Source organism: Bacillus sp. AFS002410 (assembly GCF_002556365.1).
Taxonomy (GTDB): domain Bacteria; phylum Bacillota; class Bacilli; order Bacillales; family Bacillaceae_G; genus Gottfriedia.
Window position 1 is genome coordinate 52739 of record NZ_NUEU01000019.1, and the last position, 21286, is coordinate 74024.

The following is a 21286-nucleotide window of genomic DNA, read 5'->3' on the forward strand; positions in this document are numbered from 1 at the left end:
TACATCCCAAAGAATTGAACGTATATTGGGGGAATTCCAATCAATTGTTCTACAGCAATTTTCATCAAATAGTACTTAGAATTGTCAAATAAACTTTATAAATATGCTTTTTCCTGGAAGATTATTAGTATTTTTGTCGAATTATTGATTTTTTTACTTAAAATATAAAACTGAAAATTGGGAAAAATTCAACAAATTTAACAATAAATCAATCTAATTTTATCCAAGTTTGGCGAAAAAACAGGATAAAACACCCATAAAAAACGACAAATAATACCGAAAAATCTATTCAATTGATCAAATGTATATACGAATATTGATTCATATTTTTATAAATTTATAAAAGGTTATTTTCAAATAAAAAAGACGTATGCACTGATCTAACTCAGTTCCTACGTCTTAATCAAAATTACCTTAAATATATAATTTTTTACAATTTACCTAATGAAAAACCTTCAAATAACTTTCCACCAAAAGGACGCAAAATCTCGTTAACTAAATCAATAATTCGATTCTTATTCCCAGTTGTGTAAAATAGATCAAAAGCTTCAATAAATCTAATTGCAAAACCTTCGTCATATTGCTTTAATGCCCGTACAATCCACTTTGAAGATCCAATCCATTTACGATTTGTTCTTAAAACGAATTCACTTGCTAATTCAGCTAGTGTATTTGCAATAAGTAACTCTTCTCCTCTAATAGATGAGCCAATAAAATCATTTAATGCATCCGTTAAAAAATACCGTTTCATTTTTATTGTTTCGTCTGACCATTTTTCTGGTCCGTTATTTAAGAGATCATTTGCTTCTTTCTTAATATCATTCATTATCCCTTCGTCTTTTAAAACAATTCCCTCTGATACCATTCTTGGCAATGAAGGCCTAGCTCTTTTATAGTCACTTTCAAAATAGGCTTTATAGGACGATGAATTATGAACAAAAACTTCAGTATCCCAACCAAATTCAATTAGTGACTCTCTATATGATGACTGTAGATTTTGATCGAAAATAACAATATCAAGATCTGATGTTTCCGTTGCCTCACCTCGGACTACACTACCAGCTAATAATGCACCATTACAGGTTGGAAAATGTTTATTAATAAATTGTTGTGCTGCTTCAATTGGATTTAGTTTATTTATAGATTCCATCCTTTGCTCCTCTTCTTTACTTCTTTCCCTACCAATATACGATTCAATTTAAAAACTCGGATAAGAAATTTTATACTTTTTTGAAGTCTCAATCAACTTCTGAATTTTTTCAGTTGAAAGTGGACCTTCTGGCTTTATGAATCCTTTTTGAAACGGTACAGATAATTCTTTTACAAATTCATCAAATCCAGATGGATATGCAGTTACAATGAACTTCGTTTCTTCTGAGAGCACCTTAAATGTATGAGGAATCCTTCGCGGGGCAAATACATAGTCTCCAGCTTTTGCAGAAATTTTCTGATCACCTATGAAAAAAGCAATCTCTCCTTCCAATACATAAAACGTTTCATCTTCCAGCTCATGAATATGAAGAGGTGGTCCACCATCTTTTTTCCCATTACAATGCAAGACACAAAATGCCCCGTTTGTATCCTCTCCACTAACTAATATGGAAGTAAAATCATTTAAAAAGAAGTAGGTATTGTCTTCTGTGATTTTACGATGCATGAAACCTGCAATACTTTTTTGTCCAAAAGTCATTTTTTTAATCTCCTTTTGAATAGTTTAAAAGTCTTTAGGTAAATCACTGTAAACATATATTCTATAAGTCTCATAATTTATTCGTTTTTATTTCATTTAAGCTTTTCCCTATTTGGCTTTAATTGAATTGCTCAAAAAAATAGCCATACGTGATAACGGATGGTTTGCTCTACGGCTAGAAGCCTTTGTTACTGACCAAACCCTAAAGAGCTACTGAACGTTTCGCCATTACATTATCTATTTGTGCATAAATAGGTGACTTTTGTTCATAAACCAGCGAGTTTTGTGCATAAACTGGTGGATTTCGTTCATAAAACACAGACTTTTGTTCATAAAGACCTTTCCGCGCTGAATTATGATGGCAATTCAATGAACAACATGAGGAATTATGTCCGTCGTTGATTAAGATGTGTTGTATGTTCTAGACTATTACTTTCTTTTGACATAAAAATTCCTCCGAATGCTGCTATTTTGGCTGGCGAACCAAAAATAGTTTAGGAAATTTTTTAATACCATGCTGTAAGCTTTTTGGAACCCTAGACCTAGCTTAGAGTTTTCGTTTCCACAATAAAAAAAGGCTAGCATGGCTAACCTTTCTCTTTAGTAAAATTTTAATTTTTAGGGTAGAGAATCTCATCAATGATTCCATATTCTTTCGCTTCTTCTGCACTCATGAAATAGTCTCGATCTGTGTCTTTTGAAACTTTTTCAACAGATTGCCCTGTTCGGTCGGCAATTATTTGATTTATATGTTCGCGCAATTTTAATATTCTACGAGCAGAGATTTCAATTTCTGTTGCCTGGCCTTTTGCCCCTCCTAATGGCTGATGGATCATGATCTCGCTATTTGGAAGTGCAGAACGCTTACCCTTTGTTCCTGCTAGCAAAAGCATTGCGCCAAAGGACGCTGCCATTCCTGTACAAATTGTTCTAACATCGGGCTTAATAAATTGCATTGTATCGTATATAGCAAAGCCCGCTGAAGTTGACCCACCAGGGCTATTTATATAAAGTGAAATTTCTTTATCTGGTGCATCTGCTGCCAAAAATAATAATTGTGCAACTACACTGTTTGCAACATGGTCATTGATCTCGTCACCTATAATAATAATTCGATCCTTTAACAAACGGGAATAAATATCGTATGAACGTTCACCACGATTAGATTGTTCAATTACATAAGGAATTGTCGTCATTAAAAAAATCCTCCTTAAAAGCGTTAATTGGCTATGCCGCCATGCAGAGAGTGCCTGAAGGAGATTTAGTTTTAGATACGCCGAAATTACAGAATAGCATTTTAGGTCCATCAGTAATACTATCAATGGAAGGAATAGCTTGAATAAGGATAGAAGGATCTTGAACTTCTAATGCTATATTAAATAGTTCCTCAAGCTCTTTTCTTTCTTCTTCATTCCAATATTGTTCAACTGAATTGAATTCTTCTTCGCTATTCGTCTTATCTAGACGCTTTTTTGCTCGATGATGACTAGATTTGATCGCTATTTCTGTTGTTCCAATTATTTCTGCAATTTCTTTAAATTTGTATTGAAAAGCTTCTTTAAGAAAAAAGATAACTGCTTGTTTTGGAGTAAAATACTTTAGTAAGTGCTCCACACAGTTGATTTTATGATCAACTGAATGATGATCTGCAATATGGGAAAGGTCAAAGTCAGGACAAACTGTTTCATCTTTTCTTTTTCGTAAAGTATCAATCCAAAGATTGTAAGCTATTTTATTTAATAAAGCTGAGCTTAATTTTTCAACACTATAGTATTTTACTGCTTTAAAAAAGGCTTCCTGAGCAATATCATCGCCATCCCATTCATTCTGAGATAAAAAATGACAATAGCGTTGCAGCTTCGGGTAATACTCCTTCCAATAAAATTCATCTGACCTCTGATCCTGATTTCCCTGTTCAATACTATGCAGTCTAAGCTTACTAGTCATATGTGTTCACTCCTTTATTAACACTCTCTACCTTATAAACGTAAAAGAAGTTTAAAAAGTTACGGGGTCAAAAAGTTTTTTTATTTAATTTATGTAATAGTAATCAAAACTCTTCTATATTTATCTTTATTTTTTACTTTAAAGCATTTTAACATAATTAAGGTCATTTTTAATAATGTAAAAAAGCGTGAGACTATTATCTCCGCTTTTGGCAATTTTTTCACGCAGGACTTAGTTGCTTACTTATTAGTTTAATTAGCTTCTGTTCCTTCTTTTATTGCTCCAATCACTGAAATAACAGAACCAATCGCTTGGATCCAGCTACCTGTTGCAACCAATAATTCGGATTCAGATTGGTCATCACTACTCTCAAGATGATCATCATAAAAATAACCAAATTTTTTTTGTTTATTTTCATTCTCTCTAATACTTTCTAATGCCTCTGACCACCCTATTGCCTGCATTGTATTTCCTATAATTTGTGTTATGCTTCCTACAATATTTTCAGACTGACCAGGGAATGGTGTCAGTTCTATCGCTTCTCCAACATTTACCCCTAATCCAAGAGCCTGTAACAAATTACCTACAACGAATAATTTATAAGATGATTCTTTTCGAAGGTCCAAAATAAGTCCTGAAAATACAACAACATTACCACTTGCTGTAATTTCTTTTCCAACTGCTCTAAGTAAAGTCCCATCTGCTTCAGCATCAATACCATTTCCTGTAGCCTGCAAAACATTTCCGATTACAGATAAATCATCACGCACACTAGTTTTTAAATAATTGGTCGGCGTAGAACCAATTGCAGCTGTTATTGTTCCAATCGATACAATCACAGATCCAACTATTGATTTAGATTCACCATCCAATACAACCACCAACCTGCTATAAGAAGCCTTTATAGTAGTTGTATGAATAATAGCCTAATATTGTGCCTAAAGTTCTTTTAAATGAACCTATATTATCCGTTAATACTTTTTCTTAAAAAACTCTAAAATTTCCTTTTAATTCCTTTAAAAATAATAAGTTTTATCTAAATTTCCCCAAACTATGAACCTATAAAATAATCATTATTCATCAATAACTAACAAAATTCATTAAAAAGTTCACTTAAATTGACATATCGAAATAGAACATTGTCTTATTTTGTCTATTAATTTCAAGTTAAAATATTCCTAATTTCCCCAATTTACTAAAAAATATACGGGTTATATAGTAAATATTGTAATGATTTAGTCACTTTAATAAGAGTTAGTTTTTCGTAACTAGCAATCTCTTATTAAGGCGTTAAAGAATCATAGTTCTTACATAATTTTAATAATGAATAGGAGAGTTTTAATGAAAATCAGTAAAATGAGTGCGTTTAAAGTAATGACTACGGCCGCTATATCTTCATTAATTTTTTCATCTTATACTTCTCTCGCTTACGGCAAAGAATCGACACCCCTATCTAAACATCTAGCCGTTCAAAAGCCACAATTACTTACTACGGCCCAAAAAGGGAAAGAAAATCTATATAATAATGCTAAGAATGCAGCAAAGGATTACAAGCCAACTGACAAAGTACGTTTTATCGTAGAAGTTGCAGAGCCATCTTCTTCTACTGTTTCTCAAACTCAAAAGAGAGCATTATTTAAAGAAAAACAAGACAAAGTATTGGATGTAATCCAAAAGAATAATAAAGCTAAATCAATTTCTCCAAAGTTAAAACAGCGCTTTTATGAAGGATTTAATGGATTCAGCGTTGAGACCGAGTATCAAAACTTGAATGAGATTAAGAAGGCTCCAGGTGTAATTGGCGTACATATTGCAAGAACATACCACGAAACGATGGCAGCTAGTAAAGAATTAGTACAAGCTCAAAAAGTGTGGAATCAAAACGGTTATCAAGGTGAAGGATTACTTGTGGCGGTAGTTGATTCTGGTATCGACTACACACATAAAGACATGACAATTACAGAAAAAGGTAAACAAAAAGAAAAATTAACTAAAATTGGCATTCAAAGTAAACTAGACGCTACCGCTGTAGGTGATATCTGGTATACGGATAAAGTTCCTACTGGATATGACTGGGCTGATCATGATACTGATGTTATTCCTAGAGGTGATGGTAGTCCGCACGGTACACATGTTTCAGGTATCATTGGTGCAAATGGTGACGAATCAAAAGATGGTGTTCAAGGTATAGCTCCTGGTACACAGTTATTAGCTGAAAAGGTATTCTCGGATAATGATACAGGTGCCTATGAGGACGATATTATCGCTGGTATTGAACATGCTGTTACGATGGGTGCAGATGTAATCAATATGAGTTTAGGTGTAGATGCAGGTTATGTAAGTGAAGATGATGATCCTATTCAAAAAGCAATTCGTGTTGCAACAGAACAAGGTACACTAGTTGTCGTAGCAGCAGGTAATTCGGCATATAGCTCTGAGTTTCCATTACCTTACCCTTCTGCACAACAACCATATGCAGAAGATCCTGATATTGGGACAGTAGGTGCGCCAGGTGTTAGTCCTTTTGCTTTATCAGTCGCATCCTATGAAAATACGCAAATGCATTTAAATACACTGGCAGATGCAAACGGTTTTAAACTACCTTTCCAAGACCAAACAATGTTTGCTCCAAGTGTGAATTTTAAGCTTTCTAAAAACTTAACTCTTGGTCAAGAGTATGAAATGGTATATGTAGGTGAAGGATCGAATAAAACTGATTTTACTGATAAAAACGTAGAAGGTAAAATCGTTGTAGCAAAAATGAAAAATCAGTATACTTCATATTCTTTTGTTCAATTTAATGCAGCAAAATATAAAGCAAAAGCAGTTATTGTAATCCCACCTGATGTTTTAAATGACTATTCATACTTAGGCTTTAGTCAACTTTCAATACCGGCTGCAACGACGGGGAAAGCTGTCGGACAAGAGCTAATTAACAAACTAACTAGCGGTCAAATCGTAAAAATGAAATTAGCAGGTGGCACTTGGGTTGAAAATGTTAATAAAAACAAAATGTCTAGTTTTTCATCATATGGCACACCATCGACATTAGATTTTAAACCAGAAATTTCTGCTCCGGGTGGAAATATTTATTCGACTGTTCCTGGAAATGATTATGAAGTAATGAGTGGTACATCGATGGCAACTCCTCATGTTGTAGGTGGATCAGCATTGGTGTTACAGTCTCTTTATGAAAAAGGATTGCAGCATTCAGAAGATACAGCTTTAAAAGCTAAAGTTGCGTTAATGAATACATCTAAAATTGTTATGGATCCTAGAACAAATAGTGAAGTTCCTTATTCACCACGTGTTCAAGGTTCTGGTTTAATGCAAATTCAAAATGCGATTAGTACGCCTGTTATCGTAACAAGAAAAGATACTCCACTTGAGCAAGCTAGCGCAGTAGCATTAAAAGAAATTAAAAATGACCGAACGACTTTTAAATTAAACGTTCAATCGCTTGAAGCAAAGAATCCAAAACAAGAATATGAGTATACAGTTAATGTAGACTTATTAACAGATGCAACTGAAACGAAGCAATTTGACTTAGATGGTGATGGTACATTAGATTCAAAAGATTATTTAACTTTAAGTAGCAAACAAATTGAAGGTGCTTCAATCTATGTAAATGATGAAAAGGTATCTAGCACAGATGGTACTACATTTAAAATTAAACCGGGACAAGAGAAGAACTTAAACGTAGAAATTCGCTTACCTAGAACATTAAGAAAAAATGCATTTGTTGAGGGATTTGTTCGCCTTATACCAAAGGACTCAACGAAAGCAGTACCTTTATCAATTCCTTATATGGGCTTTAATGGTAGTTGGGATGAACCACGAAACATTGATGCTCCAGCCTGGGATAAAGATGCGTTTTTAGGCTATACAGCACTTTGGGATGAAAATTCTGGAAGTGCACCAAAAGGTTATGATGCGAAAACTGGAACGTTTAATTTAAACAAAATTGCAATCTCACCGAACTATTACATGCATGGTATTTATGCCGGATTTACAGCATTACGAAACTTACAAAAAACAGAAATGTATATCGAAAACGCAAAAGGCAAAATGGTGAATTACTTAGGAGACTTTAGTGAGTACACAGGAACTCCATGGAAATTCAGAAAAAATATTATGTCCTATGGTGATTATGGCTACTCAGATAGCTATTATTGGAATATGACAGATCAATCTGGAAACCTTGTACCTGATGGAACATACCAATATGTAGTCAGAACAACTTTAGACTACCCAGGTGCAAAACCACAAGAAGTAAAAATGCCAGTAATAGTAGATGCTACTCTACCAAGTGTTACGGACATTAAAGTAACACCAACGAATGGAAAATACGAAATTTCTTGGAAAGGTACTGATAATGTAAATGGAAGTGGTTATGTTGCTTCTTCTGTTTGGGTTAATGGTACTAACTATACGCCGGGAGCAGCACAAACATTAACAGTGAATGCAGAACCAAAAAGTATTGTTGTAATAGGTGCTGACAATGCATTTAATCATTCTTATACAGTTTGGGGAGATCAAAGCTCAAAATATATGAGCGAGTGGATGGTTCTTTCAAACACTAACGTCTCCCCTTCTACTAATTTAAATAAAGATAGACTTGCAGGTGTTAATTACTTTGCTCAAAACAGAAGCGACTGGACATTCTATGTAAAAGATGCGAACGGTAATATTGTTGATACATTCGCAATTAAAAATCAAAAAGAAGTTCATACCACTTGGGCACCAAAACCTGAACTACCAAATGGTACGTACTATATCACTGCTGAAGTTGTTGCGAAGGATGGATTTAAAATTACGTCTACGCCTAAAAAAGTTACTGTACTTCAATAGAAACGCTAAAAAAGCTATCATTCCAAAAGTTTTGATAGCTTTTTTTATATACTCTCTTAAACGATCATCTACTTTATTTAGGTAATCAAAAATCCAACTTAGAATATGTGTGAATTAAGGTCCCCAGTAAGAGAATAGTATTTTAGACATTAAAAGTAGGATGACTTGCCGAATTTTCATTAAGTGACTGGAGAAATCAAAAAAGATAATCGTTACTCTCCCCTTACCCCCTCATTTTTACAACTTCTATTAAAAAATCGGTAACGAATTTTATCGCTACCGATTTTAATATGAAACTATTATTCAATTACTCTAATCCAAGATCCGTTAAAACGTCGTCTAAAGTTTCACCTTTATATTTCTTAGCAGGCTTAACTGTATTGTCACCCCATGGATTTTGCATAAAGTAGTTATCAATTACATACTGCATATCTTTTTCATCAACTACACCATCATAGTTAATATCTGCATCACGTTTATTTGTGCCCCAATATGTTTGGATGTATAGAGCATCTTTCACGTCGATTACATTATCTTTATTCACATCACCACCAGGGATGTAGCTATAGTCAACTGGTTTAGATCCAGCAGTCACTTTACCATCTTCTTTTAAGCCAATTGTAAAATCTTTCTTGAAAGTGAAGTGACCTGGTACATCAATTGATAATGTAAACGGCTTTTCTGTAATTGGTAATCTAGATGTAAAGCCTTCTGGAGCAGATGCACTAAATCCTAATGGATCAGATACTCCGTACTCTTTACCATTAGCATCTTTCACACTAATTTTTGAACCAGCCTTATTATAATCAAGTTTCTTCATTATTGCATTCCCTAAATTGTCAAGCCCCACAGCTAATCCTTCTGGCTGAACTGCTCCCCTCATAAGAGAATAAGTAGGAGTAATATAGAAGTAAGGTTGAATACCTTGAGTTGTTACAGTACTATTATCCACATTTGTATAGACAGCTTTAAAGAATCTAGAAGCACCAGTTGGATCTTCGAACTGCATTCCTCCTTTGTAGTATTGGTCTTTTGCTTTAAAAGTCAAATCTACTAAAGAAGTATCCCCAACAATACCTGTCGTAGCAAGATCACCAGTTGCTGTTGCAGTGATTGTCATAACATTGTAAGTAGTGTTGAAAGCTGTATTAGTATATTTAACATCTAGTTTTCCATCGTATGATCCATGTGCTTTTACATTCGTAACATCTAAGAACTTAGCTGGATATAAGAATGAGTATTCAGCTTTTTTCACATTAGTTGTTAAATTTTTCGTTGAGAACGTTACTGTTGTAGAATCCCCCATGTTGATTCTTTGTTTATCAGAAATCGCTGACGTATATGCAGTTCCTTTTTTTACAAAGTAAATATCTCTAAAGCTTCCATAATTTTCGACAGTTGATTTATCTCTGTCGTAGAAGTCATACTCAGTGATTGGCAATGATATTGGTCCAGCTGTAGCCAATGGAATAGTTGAATTAAAGTTACCATTTTGATCTACTGGAATATTAATTTCAGATGAAGTATTTGGATTATAGTAATACATTTTATTGTCGCCTTGTGAAGCAGTAATGCCTGCTGCTTGCATTTCAGCAATGTTTTTGTCAAATGCATTTCCTGTTACCGAAACAGTTTTATCAGTTGCATTAGCAGTTTCTACAATTTGACCTGCTTCGTAGTTCATAGTAACTTTTGGCTCTTTTTCACCATAATAAACTGGAGCATCTTTAGTGAATGTTTCACCTTTATCATTTGTTCCTACCAATCTAATTTTCCATAGGCCTGGATCTATTTCATTGAAACCAAATGCAATAGGGTTATCTGGATCTCCAGTTAATGGACTATATTTACCACCATTTAATACTCCTTGGAAATAATAATCAATATTTTCATCTGCGCCCATACCATCTGCTGTACCAAGATAACCGATTTCTTCATTTGTTTTTGGATCTACTAAGAAGAAATCGAACGTACGCATATGAGAATTTAATTTAAAGCTTGCTCCAATTGACCATTTTGTCGCATTACTGCCAGCTTCATACGGTATTGTAAATGCTGATGGGGTACCTGTTACATAGTCGATACCTTCTTTTACTGTATGAATAGCAAATGGAACTTTATATGTTTCGTCAGGATTTTTTTGATTCGTGTATACTACATATCCTTCATATGTTCCAAGCTTTGCAGTTTTAGGAACATTAATTGTAGCATCCATATTCGCACTGCTGTATCGTTTAACTTTTAATGATGACTTCACATCTAATGTAACTCCATTAGTTGAAGCATCTTGGTCCGCTCTAGAATCATTTGTGAATCGTGCATCCAAAGTTTGGAATTGAACCTTTACATCAAATGTTTTATCTTCAGATCCCTTATTAAAGATCGTCATTGAACGTGAATCTGAAAGATCCTTACCTTCAACAGCTTGTTCACCAAAGCTTATTGCTCCAGTAATGTTTTTAATTGTTTTGATGCCTTTACTTGCAAGCGTAATCGTACCATCAGTATCTTTAGCGTTACTGCTTAACGTTTTCGTCTTGTCTTTCACTTGAATTTCAGTTTGTGCATGAACAGCTTTATATGGGTTTACAAGACCTGCCCCTACTTCATATACACTATACTTGTCATTTAACGGATCAGCTGTATTCATAAGTGATGCTTTAATATCCGCTGGCGTCATGTCTGGGTGAGCTTGTTTTAATAAAGCTGCTACCCCTGAAACGTTCGGCGTTGCCATCGATGTACCTGATAAGCGTTCATAAGCATTTTGATAATCAGTTAATGCGTTACCGTTATTATCCTTATGCATATATGCTGGTACAGTTGAGAATACAGAAACACCAGGTGCAGTAACTTCGGGTTTAATATCATAAAGTACACGTGAAGGACCACGAGAACTAAAGTCTGCTAATTTATTACCTGTTGTAACTATTTGACTCATATTTCCGAATGTAAAATCGATTGTAGAATCTAACATTGCTGTAGTTAATGGCAATTTACTAGCAATTGCATTACCTTGGCTGCTATTTATTAAAAACGTTGGGATATATCCAAATGTATTTCCTAAAAATACGTCCTGTAGAGCATCTCCATCTGCATTTGTTAAAATAACTGCCTTTGCTCCATGCTTTTTAGCAGTATTGACGATATCTGCTATACCAAAGCTACCACGTTTTGCAATAACAATTTTTCCATTCACATCTCTTGGTATCGTTAAGTTACCATTAGCATCACGTTTATAATAAGAAGTATCCGCACCAGCACCAACATTTACTAATTTTAATGTTTGTCCTTGTAAATCAGCCAAATTATCAGTATTTCCTTGGGCAGCTAATTTCAGATTAGCAGATAAATCACCTGTTGACGGATGAGCAGTTGCTGTATACGTTGGAATCGTAACAGAAGTATCACTTGCTCCAACTGTAATTGCTAAAGGAGCATTTCCAGGCGAACCTAAAGTATACATTTTATTTCCAGAGTTTCCTGCTGCAACGACTGCTGTTACTCCAGCAAGAACTGCATTATTTACTGCGATTGCCGTAGGATATAACGGATCATTGTAGTTTGCACCTAGTGACATACTAATAATATCCATTCCGTCAGCAACTGCTTTATCGATACCAGCTAAGATAGCTGAAGTTTGACCAGAACCATATGCTCCTAGAACACGATAAGCATAAATATCAGCATCCGGTGCAACGCCTGTTACCGCATAGTCTGCATTGTTTTTACCTTGACCTGCAATAATACCTGCTACATGTGTTCCATGCTCAGTGTAATAAGCTTCACTGCCGTTTGATTCAGGTTGGCCCGATTTCTGCCAATCTGCATATGATGTCTCCATTGGATCATTGTCATTATCGACAAAATCGTATCCGCCTTTAAATGCACCTTTTAAATCTGGATGATTATAGTCAATACCAGTATCAAGAATACCGATTTTTACACCTTTTCCTGTATACCCTTCTTCATGAAGCTTTTCAACTCCAGGGAATGTTACCATATTATGAGTTGGACCTTGTTCTCCAGAGCCTTGTACTTTAGTAGTTGGATCATCTAGTTGAACTTTAAGGTCACTCCATACTGCTTGAACAGCATTCGATTTAAGTAATGATTTTACTTTATTAGCAGGGAGTGTCATTGAAACCCCATTAAATGTTTTCTTGTAAGAACGTTTAATTTTGTATGGATTTTTCTTTTCTTTTAACTCTTTACTAAAAATTGTTTTTAAATCTTGATTAAATGTTTCGTGTGAAGCGTCAACTTTTGCTTGTGCATCTGTTTCAGAAAGAGTTGTTCCTTCAGTTTCTGCTACCATTACTGCTGTTTGTGCTGGCTTGTCCTTAAATTCGACAATGATTGATGTTTGAGCATCACTTGTTAAATCTAAATCTGGTGATACTTGAAGCCCAGATTTCTCACTAACTTTTAATTGTTTAATAGCCTCGCGTTGAGCTGGTGTAAGTGCTGATAAAACTTGTTCCACCTTTGACATTGATTGTGCATTAGCATTGTGTGTAACCGAAATTGGATTAAATACGCTAGCTACAAGACCCGTTGTGATTGCCAGGGTTGTAACATTTTTTTTCATTTTCTTTTTCATCTTTTTCTTTCCCCCCTCTATTTATAGCTTTATTATAATGACATTTGACAGAATTTTATTTTTAACAAATCCCATCAAATTCAAATTTTTTTATAATTCGAACATTTTCAACAAAAAAGGAGAAAAAGCCCCAAAAGCAAGACCAAGAAAATGCAGATTTAAGGGAATAGAAAAAGATTTAGATAAAAAAAAGCAAACGGCCAGCACTACACTAATCCGTTTGCTTTTTCTATACGTAAAAATGTTAATATCAGGTTCAGGGGTTTTTAAAGTTTTATTTGCCTAACTTTCTAATGACCTTTTCAACTCGTTTTCGTTTCGTCTCTTTTTCAATATCATCCAACCTAGAATTAAGTGTCTCAATAAATAAATGTTTATTTTCTTCATTAATAATGTCCATTGATCTCTCTGCATACATCGGAAGCTGGTTTGTTGGACTTTTAACTAATTGATCAATTAATAGCTTAAATGTCACTTCTTCATACGTCTTAATAGAACATAGTTTAATAAGGATATTCACAACTTGATCTTTCGTAATGACTGAACCTTTATCACCCGCTCCAATGATTTGTTCTATATTAGAAAATATGATTTCAGGGACATCATTTGTCATACTATTTATTGCGGTCATTGCTCCCCATTGAAGTCTATTACTTTTACTATTTAAGAGTGAAAAAAATTCATTTGAATAATCAATTAATAAAGAAGGTTTGCGATCACCGATTTCATATAAAACTTTTATACAATCATTTTGGATGTTTTTATTTTTATTAGAAAGGTGTTCAATCAACTCTTTTACTGCCTCTTCATCATTATGCACCACAACTTGAGTTGCTAACTCGATGTTTGGTTCTTCGTCTCTACGGTCTAAAGCACTTGCTAATTTCTCTATTACTGTCATTCATCTTCCACCTTTCAAGCTGACCTTTTTCTATTATTAGTATTTATCAGTATGTACCGTGGCTCAGGCTAGTACACGACTTATGCAATTTAATTAAGTCTATTGATTCAAAGACTAAATACATAATTTCTAATGAAGAAACCATCCTATTGTCAGGAGGTGTTTAAAAATGTCCGAACCAATACAACCAGGGAATAAAAAACTTCCCGATTTCAACGAATTAAATGATCGAATTATTGCTGAGCATGGTACAACTGGACCGACATTAGTCATAAAAACGAATTTGGATCCAAAAGATTCTACTGAAGATAATCCTTATTATCGAAACGAAACGCATACACCTAAAAAACCATTTAAAAATTATTTTGAAGAGTAATACGAAAAGTGAGTCGGTTTGCAACGACTCATTTTTTTGTGCACATACCATCACTTGAATGATTTTAATTCTTCCGTACATACTAAGAAAAATATGGCAATTTCTAGAGGGAAAATGTTACTACTTCTCAAAGTACTAGGAGGAATAAGATTTTGAGTCCAACAAAAAGTATGCTATCAGTCTTTGCCCTGGGCGGTATCAATGAAATTGGAAAGAATATGTATGCCATTCAATATTTAAAAGAAATCATTCTAATAGACTGTGGTTCGAAATTTCCGGACGAGAGTTTATTGGGTGTTGACTTGATCATTCCAGATATAACTTACCTAAAAGAAAACCAAGAGAAAATTAAAGGCTTATTTGTTACGCATGGTCACGAGGATCATATCGGCGGAATCCCATACCTTTTAAAGCAACTAAATATTCCAGTTTATGCTTCTAGATTAACACTAGGATTAATCGAACTAAAATTGAAGGAACATGGACTACTTGGTGAAACAAAACTAATTTTAATAGACTCCGATTCAATTATTAAATTTGAACACTTTTCAACTTCATTTTTTAAAACGAATCATAGTATACCCGATTGCTTAGGGATTGCATTTGAAACGCCTGAAGGTACGGTTGTACACACCGGGGATTTTAAGTTTGATTTAACTCCTGTAAATAATCAATATCCAGATATTCATAAAATGGCTGAAATCGGTAGTAAAGGTGTTCTATTACTATTATCAGAGAGCACAAATGCTGAACGGCCAGGCTCAACACCATCTGAACGGATTGTTGGCGAACATATAATTGATGCTTTTATGAAAGCAAAACAGCGAGTTATTATTTCAACATTCGCCTCTAATGTTCACAGAGTTCAACAAATTGTTGATGCATCGATTATCACAAATCGCAAGTTAGCTTTACTTGGAAGAAGTATGGTTAACGTAGTTCAAGTTGCTATGGAGCAAGGCTACTTAACCGTTCCAGAGGGTCTGTTGATTGATACGAATGAAATTAATAATTTTGCACCTGAAGCCATTACAATTTTATGTACAGGTAGCCAAGGAGAACCGCTTGCCGCTCTTGCTCGATTAGCTAGCTCTAGCTTTAGAGATGTTGATGTTTATCCTGGTGATACTGTAATTTTTGCTGCTTCTCCAATACCTGGTAATGAACGTGGCGTTTCGCGAATTATCGATAATTTTTACAATCTCGGAGCAAATGTCATATATGGCTCAGGAAGTTCAACAGGAATGCATGTATCCGGACATGCTTATCAAGAAGAGCTTAAACTCATGCTAACATTAATGAAACCAACATACTTTATTCCAATTCATGGCGAATATAGAATGCTTCATCATCATCGTGCACTTGCCGAATCAGTTGGAGTAGAACGCAAAAATATCTTTATCATTAAAAACGGCGATGTTGTCGATATTTTACAATCAGAGGCAATTCAAAGCCGAAGAATACCAGCAGGAAATATTTACGTAGACGGAATGGGAATTGGTGATGTTGGTAACATCGTATTAAGAGATCGAAAACAACTTGCTGAAGATGGCATGCTTGTAATCGTCATTACGATTAATAAGGCTGAACGAAAAATAATCTCTGGCCCTGATACAATTTCAAGAGGATTTGTTTATGCTCGTGATTCTGAAAGCTTACTAAAGGAAGTAAATAAAATCGCCATATCTTCTGTAAAAGAATTACTTGATGAAAACAAACTCCAATGGGGCGTTATGAAGCAAAATATTAAAAAATCCCTTGGGCAATTTTTATTTAATAAAACAAAGAGAAAACCAATGATTTTGCCGATTATTATTGAAATATAAAATCAAAAAAACTCCCTACAAATTTTATTTAGGGAGTTTTTACTTTAATTGGCTTTCTTTAATTTTAGAAATTAAATTCACTAATGAAATATTTTCTTGCTCAAAATAGTCTTCCATTGGGCAAGGACTATTTTCTAACCGATTTAAGACAAAAGGAATTGTAAAAGTTTCAATTTTTAATTCATCATTTACCTCATCCCAAAAAAGAGGAGCTGCAACTGTCGGTTTCTCCTTCCCCCTTGTTGAATATGGGCAAATAATTGTTTTTCCTTTTGCATGCTGTACATAATCAATATAAAGACGGTTGTTTCGATTTTTCTTTAATCTTTCTATCGTAAAATCATCTGGAAATTTCTCAATTAAATAATGCGCAATAAAAGATGTAAATACTCTTGTATCATCATAGGTTAGTGAATTTTCTTTAATTGGAATATGAATTTGAATCCCCTTACTTCCGGACACTTTTGGATAGCTTTTAATTTGAAAAGAGTCAAAAATTATTTTCATTTCCAATGCAGCTTTTATAGCTAATGAAAAAGCATCCGTATTAGGTGGATCCAAATCAAATACGATTTCATTCGGATTCTCCGCATCATATGTTTGAAAAGGGATATGGTACTCAATTGCCAGTTGATTCCCTAACCAGAGTAAGGTTGATACATCATTACAAATGATAAAATTGTTTCCTTCTTGTTCTTCAGTTTTAATAAAACTTGGAGCATATTCTGGACAATTTTTTTGAAAAAAAGATTCATCTTCTATTCCATTAGGAAAACGAATCGTTGTTAATAAACGATTTTTCAGAAATGGAAGCATATAAATAGCTATTTGGGCTAAATATGATAAAAAACTCTCCTTATTTATATAAGGACTTTTCCAAATTACCTTTTCCGGACTGGTGAGTGCTAGTTCTTGCTCCGCAATTAGATTAGTTAACAGCAGGCCATCCCAAGTACATTCTTTCCATGCTTGCTGTAACTGAAATGATAAAAATTTTGCATTTTTTAATTTTTCATTTACAATACTTTGAAACTCCAATTCAATACAAATCCCAGGATCCACCGTAATTAAATTATTTTCCGTCCCCTTTTTATTAGCTTCTATAGCTTGAATCAAAATGCGCTTTTCATCTTCACTAATTCCTTTTGAGAAAGAGCCAATTTGTACAATATCATTTCCTTTTATGACCCCAACCAAGAATTTCTCTAGCTTTAAATCAAATCCTAAAATAAAGAAAAGACCTATATAATTTCGATCTCGTTTACTAAATACGGATTTTTTCATTCCTTGCCCTCTAATCTGAAAAAGTACATTCTTTAGGATTTTTATCAACAAACGCTTGAATACTTGGTTGTCGCAATGAATGTCCTTCAGTCCATTCAATAAATTGAACTTTAACCGTTAACAATGGCTGAATCCATTGAATTTCTTTTATTCTTTTTGGCTGATTACTAAACGGATTTTTTTCAATTTTGATTGATTCAATTACCGTCGTAAGATCCTTCCAATCTGAGTTCGTCAATTTTCCTGTTCCCACATGTCCAATATAGATGAACTCATTTTTCTCATTATAAAGCCCAACTAAAACTGAGTTAACAACACCTGACCGATATGTTACCCCGCCAATGACAGCTATAATATCCTTATAATTTTTTACTTTTTGCCAAGCATCGTTCTTGCCGTTAATTAAATATTTGCTCGTGAGTTTTTTACATACAATTCCTTCTAAACCATGTTGTTTCGCAACATCAAATAATGCAACTCCATCTGTATTGCTTGGAACTACTTGTATGTGCTTGTTTGGTTCAATTACATCTGATAATAGCCCCTGTCTTTCTTGTAATGGCAGATCAGTTACCCATTCACCATTGTAAAAAAGAATATCAAATATCATATAGAAGATTGGTACGGCTTCAATAGCTGAATCGATTCGGTCCAGACGTCGAATTCCATCTCTACGCATAACCTCATGAAAAGATGGATTGCCATTTTGATCTAAAGCGATGACTTCTCCATCTAAAATGATTGACTGTGCAGCAGTATAAGATTTTAGATTCGTTAGTTCTGGAAATATGTTTGTACGATCATTTAATTTGCGATTAAATAATTTAACTTCCGTCCCATCAAAATATGTTAGGATCCTTACTCCATCCCATTTTATTTGTGAGATCCATTCGGGACCAGCTGGAACTGAATTAGTGGCAATTGGTTCAAAAGGAAAAATTGGATTTAGCTCCATTATTGCCTCCTATTTAACTCGTTGCCTTTTTTGGAGCTCTTGTCTTAGGCTTTTTCGGTGGTGTTGCCTGTCCTTTTGTTCGATCAATACTAGCTTGTAATGCCGACATTAAATCAACAACATTTTTTTGTTCTGCTGGTTGCTCTTGACCCGTTGCTATATAATCATTTTTATTAACTTTTTCAGAAATTAATTGCTCCAACGCCGTACGATATGTATCTGTATAGTTTTCTGGGCTAAAAGTCGTCGTTAATTGTTCAACTAGCATCATTCCAGCCTGTAACTCGCGCTCTGCCAATCCAGCTTTTTCAGGAACACCGCCAGGAAGGCTTTCGATTGCTCTAATCTCATCTGGAAAATGTAAAGTCTCTAGTATAATTGCGTTTTTGTAAGGTCGAATCGCAGCTAAATGCTGTTTGCTTCGAATTGTTATTTTAGCAAGACCGATTTTTTTACTTTTCTTCAATATTTCTGAAAGCAACGCATATGCCTTTGTACCCCCTGCATCTGGGCCAATATAATATGTTTTATCGAAATACACAGGATCGATTTCTGCAAGCTTAACAAAATCAATTATTGATACAGTTTTCAGCTCAAATTCTTCCTTTAACTTATTAATTTCCTCTTCAGTTATTTCTACTACCCGACCATTCGGTGTTTCAAAAACTTTAATAATTTCTTCCTGAGTTACTTCCTCATCACAACTAGCCACTTTTTTATATGAAATCGGCGATTTACAATCCTTATGGTATTGGCGAAACTTAATATCCTTGTCTTCAACAGCAGAAAATAATTTAACAGGAATCGTTACTAATCCCATACTGATCGTACCCTTCCAAACTGTATGCATACTTTCACTACCTTTATCATTTTTAAGAATAGCTTTTGTTAAAAGAAAAGGTTTAATTCAATTAGCTCTATTTAGCAATTCTTTTAAACTCGATAAAAATAGAAGTTAAAAAATATCACTATAAATAAGTGAACTTACTTATTATCCCTTTATGAGTAACATTTTTTTAGATTTATGCTCTTTCTCTTACTCATGAACCCTCTATGAGTAACCATTTTTCAGATTTCTACTTTTTTACTTACTCATGATCCTTTTATGAGTAACTCTTTTACAGTTTTCTACCTTTTTACTTACTCATGAACCTTTTATGAGTAACTCTTTTTCATATATCTGCCTTTTTTGTTACTCATGAACCCTCTATGAGTAACTCTTTTTCAGATTTCTACCCTTTTACTTACTCATGAACCTTTTATGAGTAACTCTTTTTCAGTTTTCTGCCTTTTCACTTACTCATGAAGCCTCTATGAGTAACTCTTCTTCAGTTTTCTACCTTTTTACTTACTCATGAACCCTTTATGAGTAACTCTTTTTCATATTTCTACCTTTTTTGTTACTCATGAACCCTTTATAAGTAACTCTTTTTCAGTTTTCTACCTTTTTTTGTTACTCATGAACCCCTTATCAGTAACTTCAATTTTCAATATTGAATTTTATCTCAATACAAAAGAAAAAAGTTCACTAATAAATAAGTGAACTTTACTTGTTACCTTGTGTCACTGGTTCTGGTTCTTGTTTTGGTTTAATAAATTTTATCGCTAAAATAACGCCAATTACAGCTAAAATAATTGATAAAAATAACATATAGTTGTCTGGCTTTTTCATTAAAAATGCAAAGGTTGGCGGTCCTGCAGCTACACCTACGAATCGTAAAGAACTATATAAAGACGTAATAGTTCCTCTTTCTTCTTTTTCAATTCCCTCTGTTATTAATGCATCTAAGCTTGGTAGTGACAATCCAATTCCCACTCCACTTATTAATAAGCTCGTAATAATCATATAAATGCTTTTCATAAAAATAGGAATTACAAAAGAAAGGCTAATAAGAATGAAACCAATGACGATACACTTTTTCATTGCCTCTTTTTGGTTTCCAATTTTTTTACCTGTCTTATATGATGTGTATGATAATGCTGCCAAAGGAATTGCCAATACGCAGCCTTTTAAAATACCAATAATTTGATAACGCTTCTCTAAAATTGACGATAGATAAAAAAGCATTCCAAATAAAACGAACATAATGATGGCACCTAAAATAAATGTTGTATAAAGCCATTTACCATTATTACGAAATATTCTCCGGATTGATCTTATAAATAATTTTAATTTTTTCTTATCTTTTTTTCCTTTTGGTTGTTGTTTTGGAGGTTTTACAAATAATAAAATTAAAATAATTGAAATAAGGCATAGCAACGGAATTGTTAAAAAAGGCAAAAACCAAATGACTGCTGCTAATACTGACCCAAGTATTGGACTTAGTACTTTCCCAAAAGTATTGGATGTCTCAACTAAACCTAGCCCTTTACTAACTTCTTTTTCATCTTTAAACATATCCCCTACACATGGAATAACTACTGGCATTGCCCCTGCTGAGCCGATACCTTGAACAATTCTCCCAACGATCAACCACGTATATGGATTTTCTAATTTCCAGCATACCCAACCAGCAATAGTCCCACCAATTCCAGCAATAATTAAACTTGGAATAATAACCTTTTTCCGTCCAAAAAGATCTGATAAATACCCTGCTATAGGAATAAGAATAATCGCGAAGACTGAATAAACAGTAATAATCATCGATACTTTGAATCCTGATATATTTAGTTGTTGTTCTAATTTTGGTAGTACGGGAATCAACATTGAATTACCTAAAGTCATTACTAGAGGTACTGTAGATAGAGCCCATAAACTCCGCTTTTGTGTTTTATTCATACAACCTCCGCAATTAAGAAACTAAAAACAATCACAATCTTCATTTTCCCCAAGTATTGTATTTCGTTCGATTG

14 protein-coding genes are annotated in these 21286 nt (G+C 34.0%); 3 read left to right on the forward strand and 11 right to left on the reverse strand.

Annotated features, from left to right (window positions below):
* Positions 1 to 430 precede the first annotated feature (430 nt).
* The 5 genes from CN692_RS12525 to CN692_RS12545 all read right to left on the reverse strand — a co-directional run bounded on the left by CN692_RS12525 (position 431) and on the right by CN692_RS12545 (position 4509).
* On the reverse strand, positions 431 to 1150 hold the full coding sequence (locus CN692_RS12525) for a nucleotidyltransferase domain-containing protein (protein ID WP_098119503.1): 720 nt from the start codon (positions 1148 to 1150) through the stop codon (positions 431 to 433).
* A 48-nt stretch (positions 1151 to 1198) separates the two neighbouring features.
* On the reverse strand, positions 1199 to 1690 hold the full coding sequence (locus tag CN692_RS12530) for a quercetin 2,3-dioxygenase (protein ID WP_098119504.1): 492 nt from the start codon (positions 1688 to 1690) through the stop codon (positions 1199 to 1201).
* Between the two features lie 611 nt (positions 1691 to 2301).
* Positions 2302 to 2886 (reverse strand): ATP-dependent Clp endopeptidase proteolytic subunit ClpP, encoded by a 585-nt coding sequence (gene clpP, locus CN692_RS12535; protein WP_098119505.1) that lies wholly within the window; start codon positions 2884 to 2886, stop codon positions 2302 to 2304.
* A gap of 31 nt (positions 2887 to 2917) precedes the next feature.
* Complete coding sequence (locus CN692_RS12540) at positions 2918 to 3637, reverse strand: sigma factor-like helix-turn-helix DNA-binding protein (protein WP_098119506.1); 720 nt, start codon at positions 3635 to 3637, stop codon at positions 2918 to 2920.
* 251 nt (positions 3638 to 3888) lie between these two features.
* Positions 3889 to 4509, reverse strand: coding sequence for a DUF6944 family repetitive protein (locus CN692_RS12545; protein ID WP_098119507.1), 621 nt, complete (start codon positions 4507 to 4509; stop codon positions 3889 to 3891).
* A gap of 469 nt (positions 4510 to 4978) precedes the next feature.
* Here CN692_RS12545 and CN692_RS27035 point away from each other — a divergent pair, with 469 nt between their 5' ends.
* Positions 4979 to 8488, forward strand: a complete 3510-nt coding sequence (locus CN692_RS27035; protein ID WP_098119508.1) for a S8 family serine peptidase — start codon at positions 4979 to 4981, stop codon at positions 8486 to 8488.
* Positions 8489 to 8795: 307 nt separating this feature from the next.
* Here CN692_RS27035 and CN692_RS12555 read toward each other — a convergent pair whose 3' ends face one another.
* Positions 8796 to 13091 (reverse strand): S8 family serine peptidase, encoded by a 4296-nt coding sequence (locus tag CN692_RS12555; protein WP_098119509.1) that lies wholly within the window; start codon positions 13089 to 13091, stop codon positions 8796 to 8798.
* A 274-nt stretch (positions 13092 to 13365) separates the two neighbouring features.
* Entirely contained in the window at positions 13366 to 13992 is a 627-nt protein-coding gene (locus tag CN692_RS12560) for a HEAT repeat domain-containing protein (protein ID WP_098119510.1), read from the reverse strand.
* A 169-nt stretch (positions 13993 to 14161) separates the two neighbouring features.
* Here CN692_RS12560 and CN692_RS12565 point away from each other — a divergent pair, with 169 nt between their 5' ends.
* The gene (locus tag CN692_RS12565; RefSeq protein ID WP_098119511.1) at positions 14162 to 14368 is read left to right on the forward strand and encodes a hypothetical protein; all 207 of its coding nucleotides are present in this window, start codon (positions 14162 to 14164) and stop codon (positions 14366 to 14368) included.
* 170 nt (positions 14369 to 14538) lie between these two features.
* Positions 14539 to 16194, forward strand: a complete 1656-nt coding sequence (locus CN692_RS12570) for a ribonuclease J (protein WP_218923550.1) — start codon at positions 14539 to 14541, stop codon at positions 16192 to 16194.
* Positions 16195 to 16233: 39 nt separating this feature from the next.
* Here CN692_RS12570 and ligD (CN692_RS12575) read toward each other — a convergent pair whose 3' ends face one another.
* The 4 genes from ligD (CN692_RS12575) to CN692_RS12590 all read right to left on the reverse strand — a co-directional run bounded on the left by ligD (CN692_RS12575) (position 16234) and on the right by CN692_RS12590 (position 21212).
* Positions 16234 to 17478 (reverse strand): DNA ligase D, encoded by a 1245-nt coding sequence (ligD, locus tag CN692_RS12575; protein WP_098119513.1) that lies wholly within the window; start codon positions 17476 to 17478, stop codon positions 16234 to 16236.
* Between the two features lie 10 nt (positions 17479 to 17488).
* Complete coding sequence (gene ligD, locus CN692_RS12580; protein WP_098119514.1) at positions 17489 to 18433, reverse strand: non-homologous end-joining DNA ligase; 945 nt, start codon at positions 18431 to 18433, stop codon at positions 17489 to 17491.
* Between the two features lie 13 nt (positions 18434 to 18446).
* On the reverse strand, positions 18447 to 19283 hold the full coding sequence (ku, locus tag CN692_RS12585; RefSeq protein ID WP_098119515.1) for a non-homologous end joining protein Ku: 837 nt from the start codon (positions 19281 to 19283) through the stop codon (positions 18447 to 18449).
* A 696-nt stretch (positions 19284 to 19979) separates the two neighbouring features.
* Positions 19980 to 21212 carry an MFS transporter gene (locus CN692_RS12590; protein ID WP_257144024.1) on the reverse strand — a complete coding sequence of 411 codons (1233 nt, stop codon included), beginning with the start codon at positions 21210 to 21212 and terminating at the stop codon, positions 19980 to 19982.
* Positions 21213 to 21286: the final 74 nt, after the last annotated feature.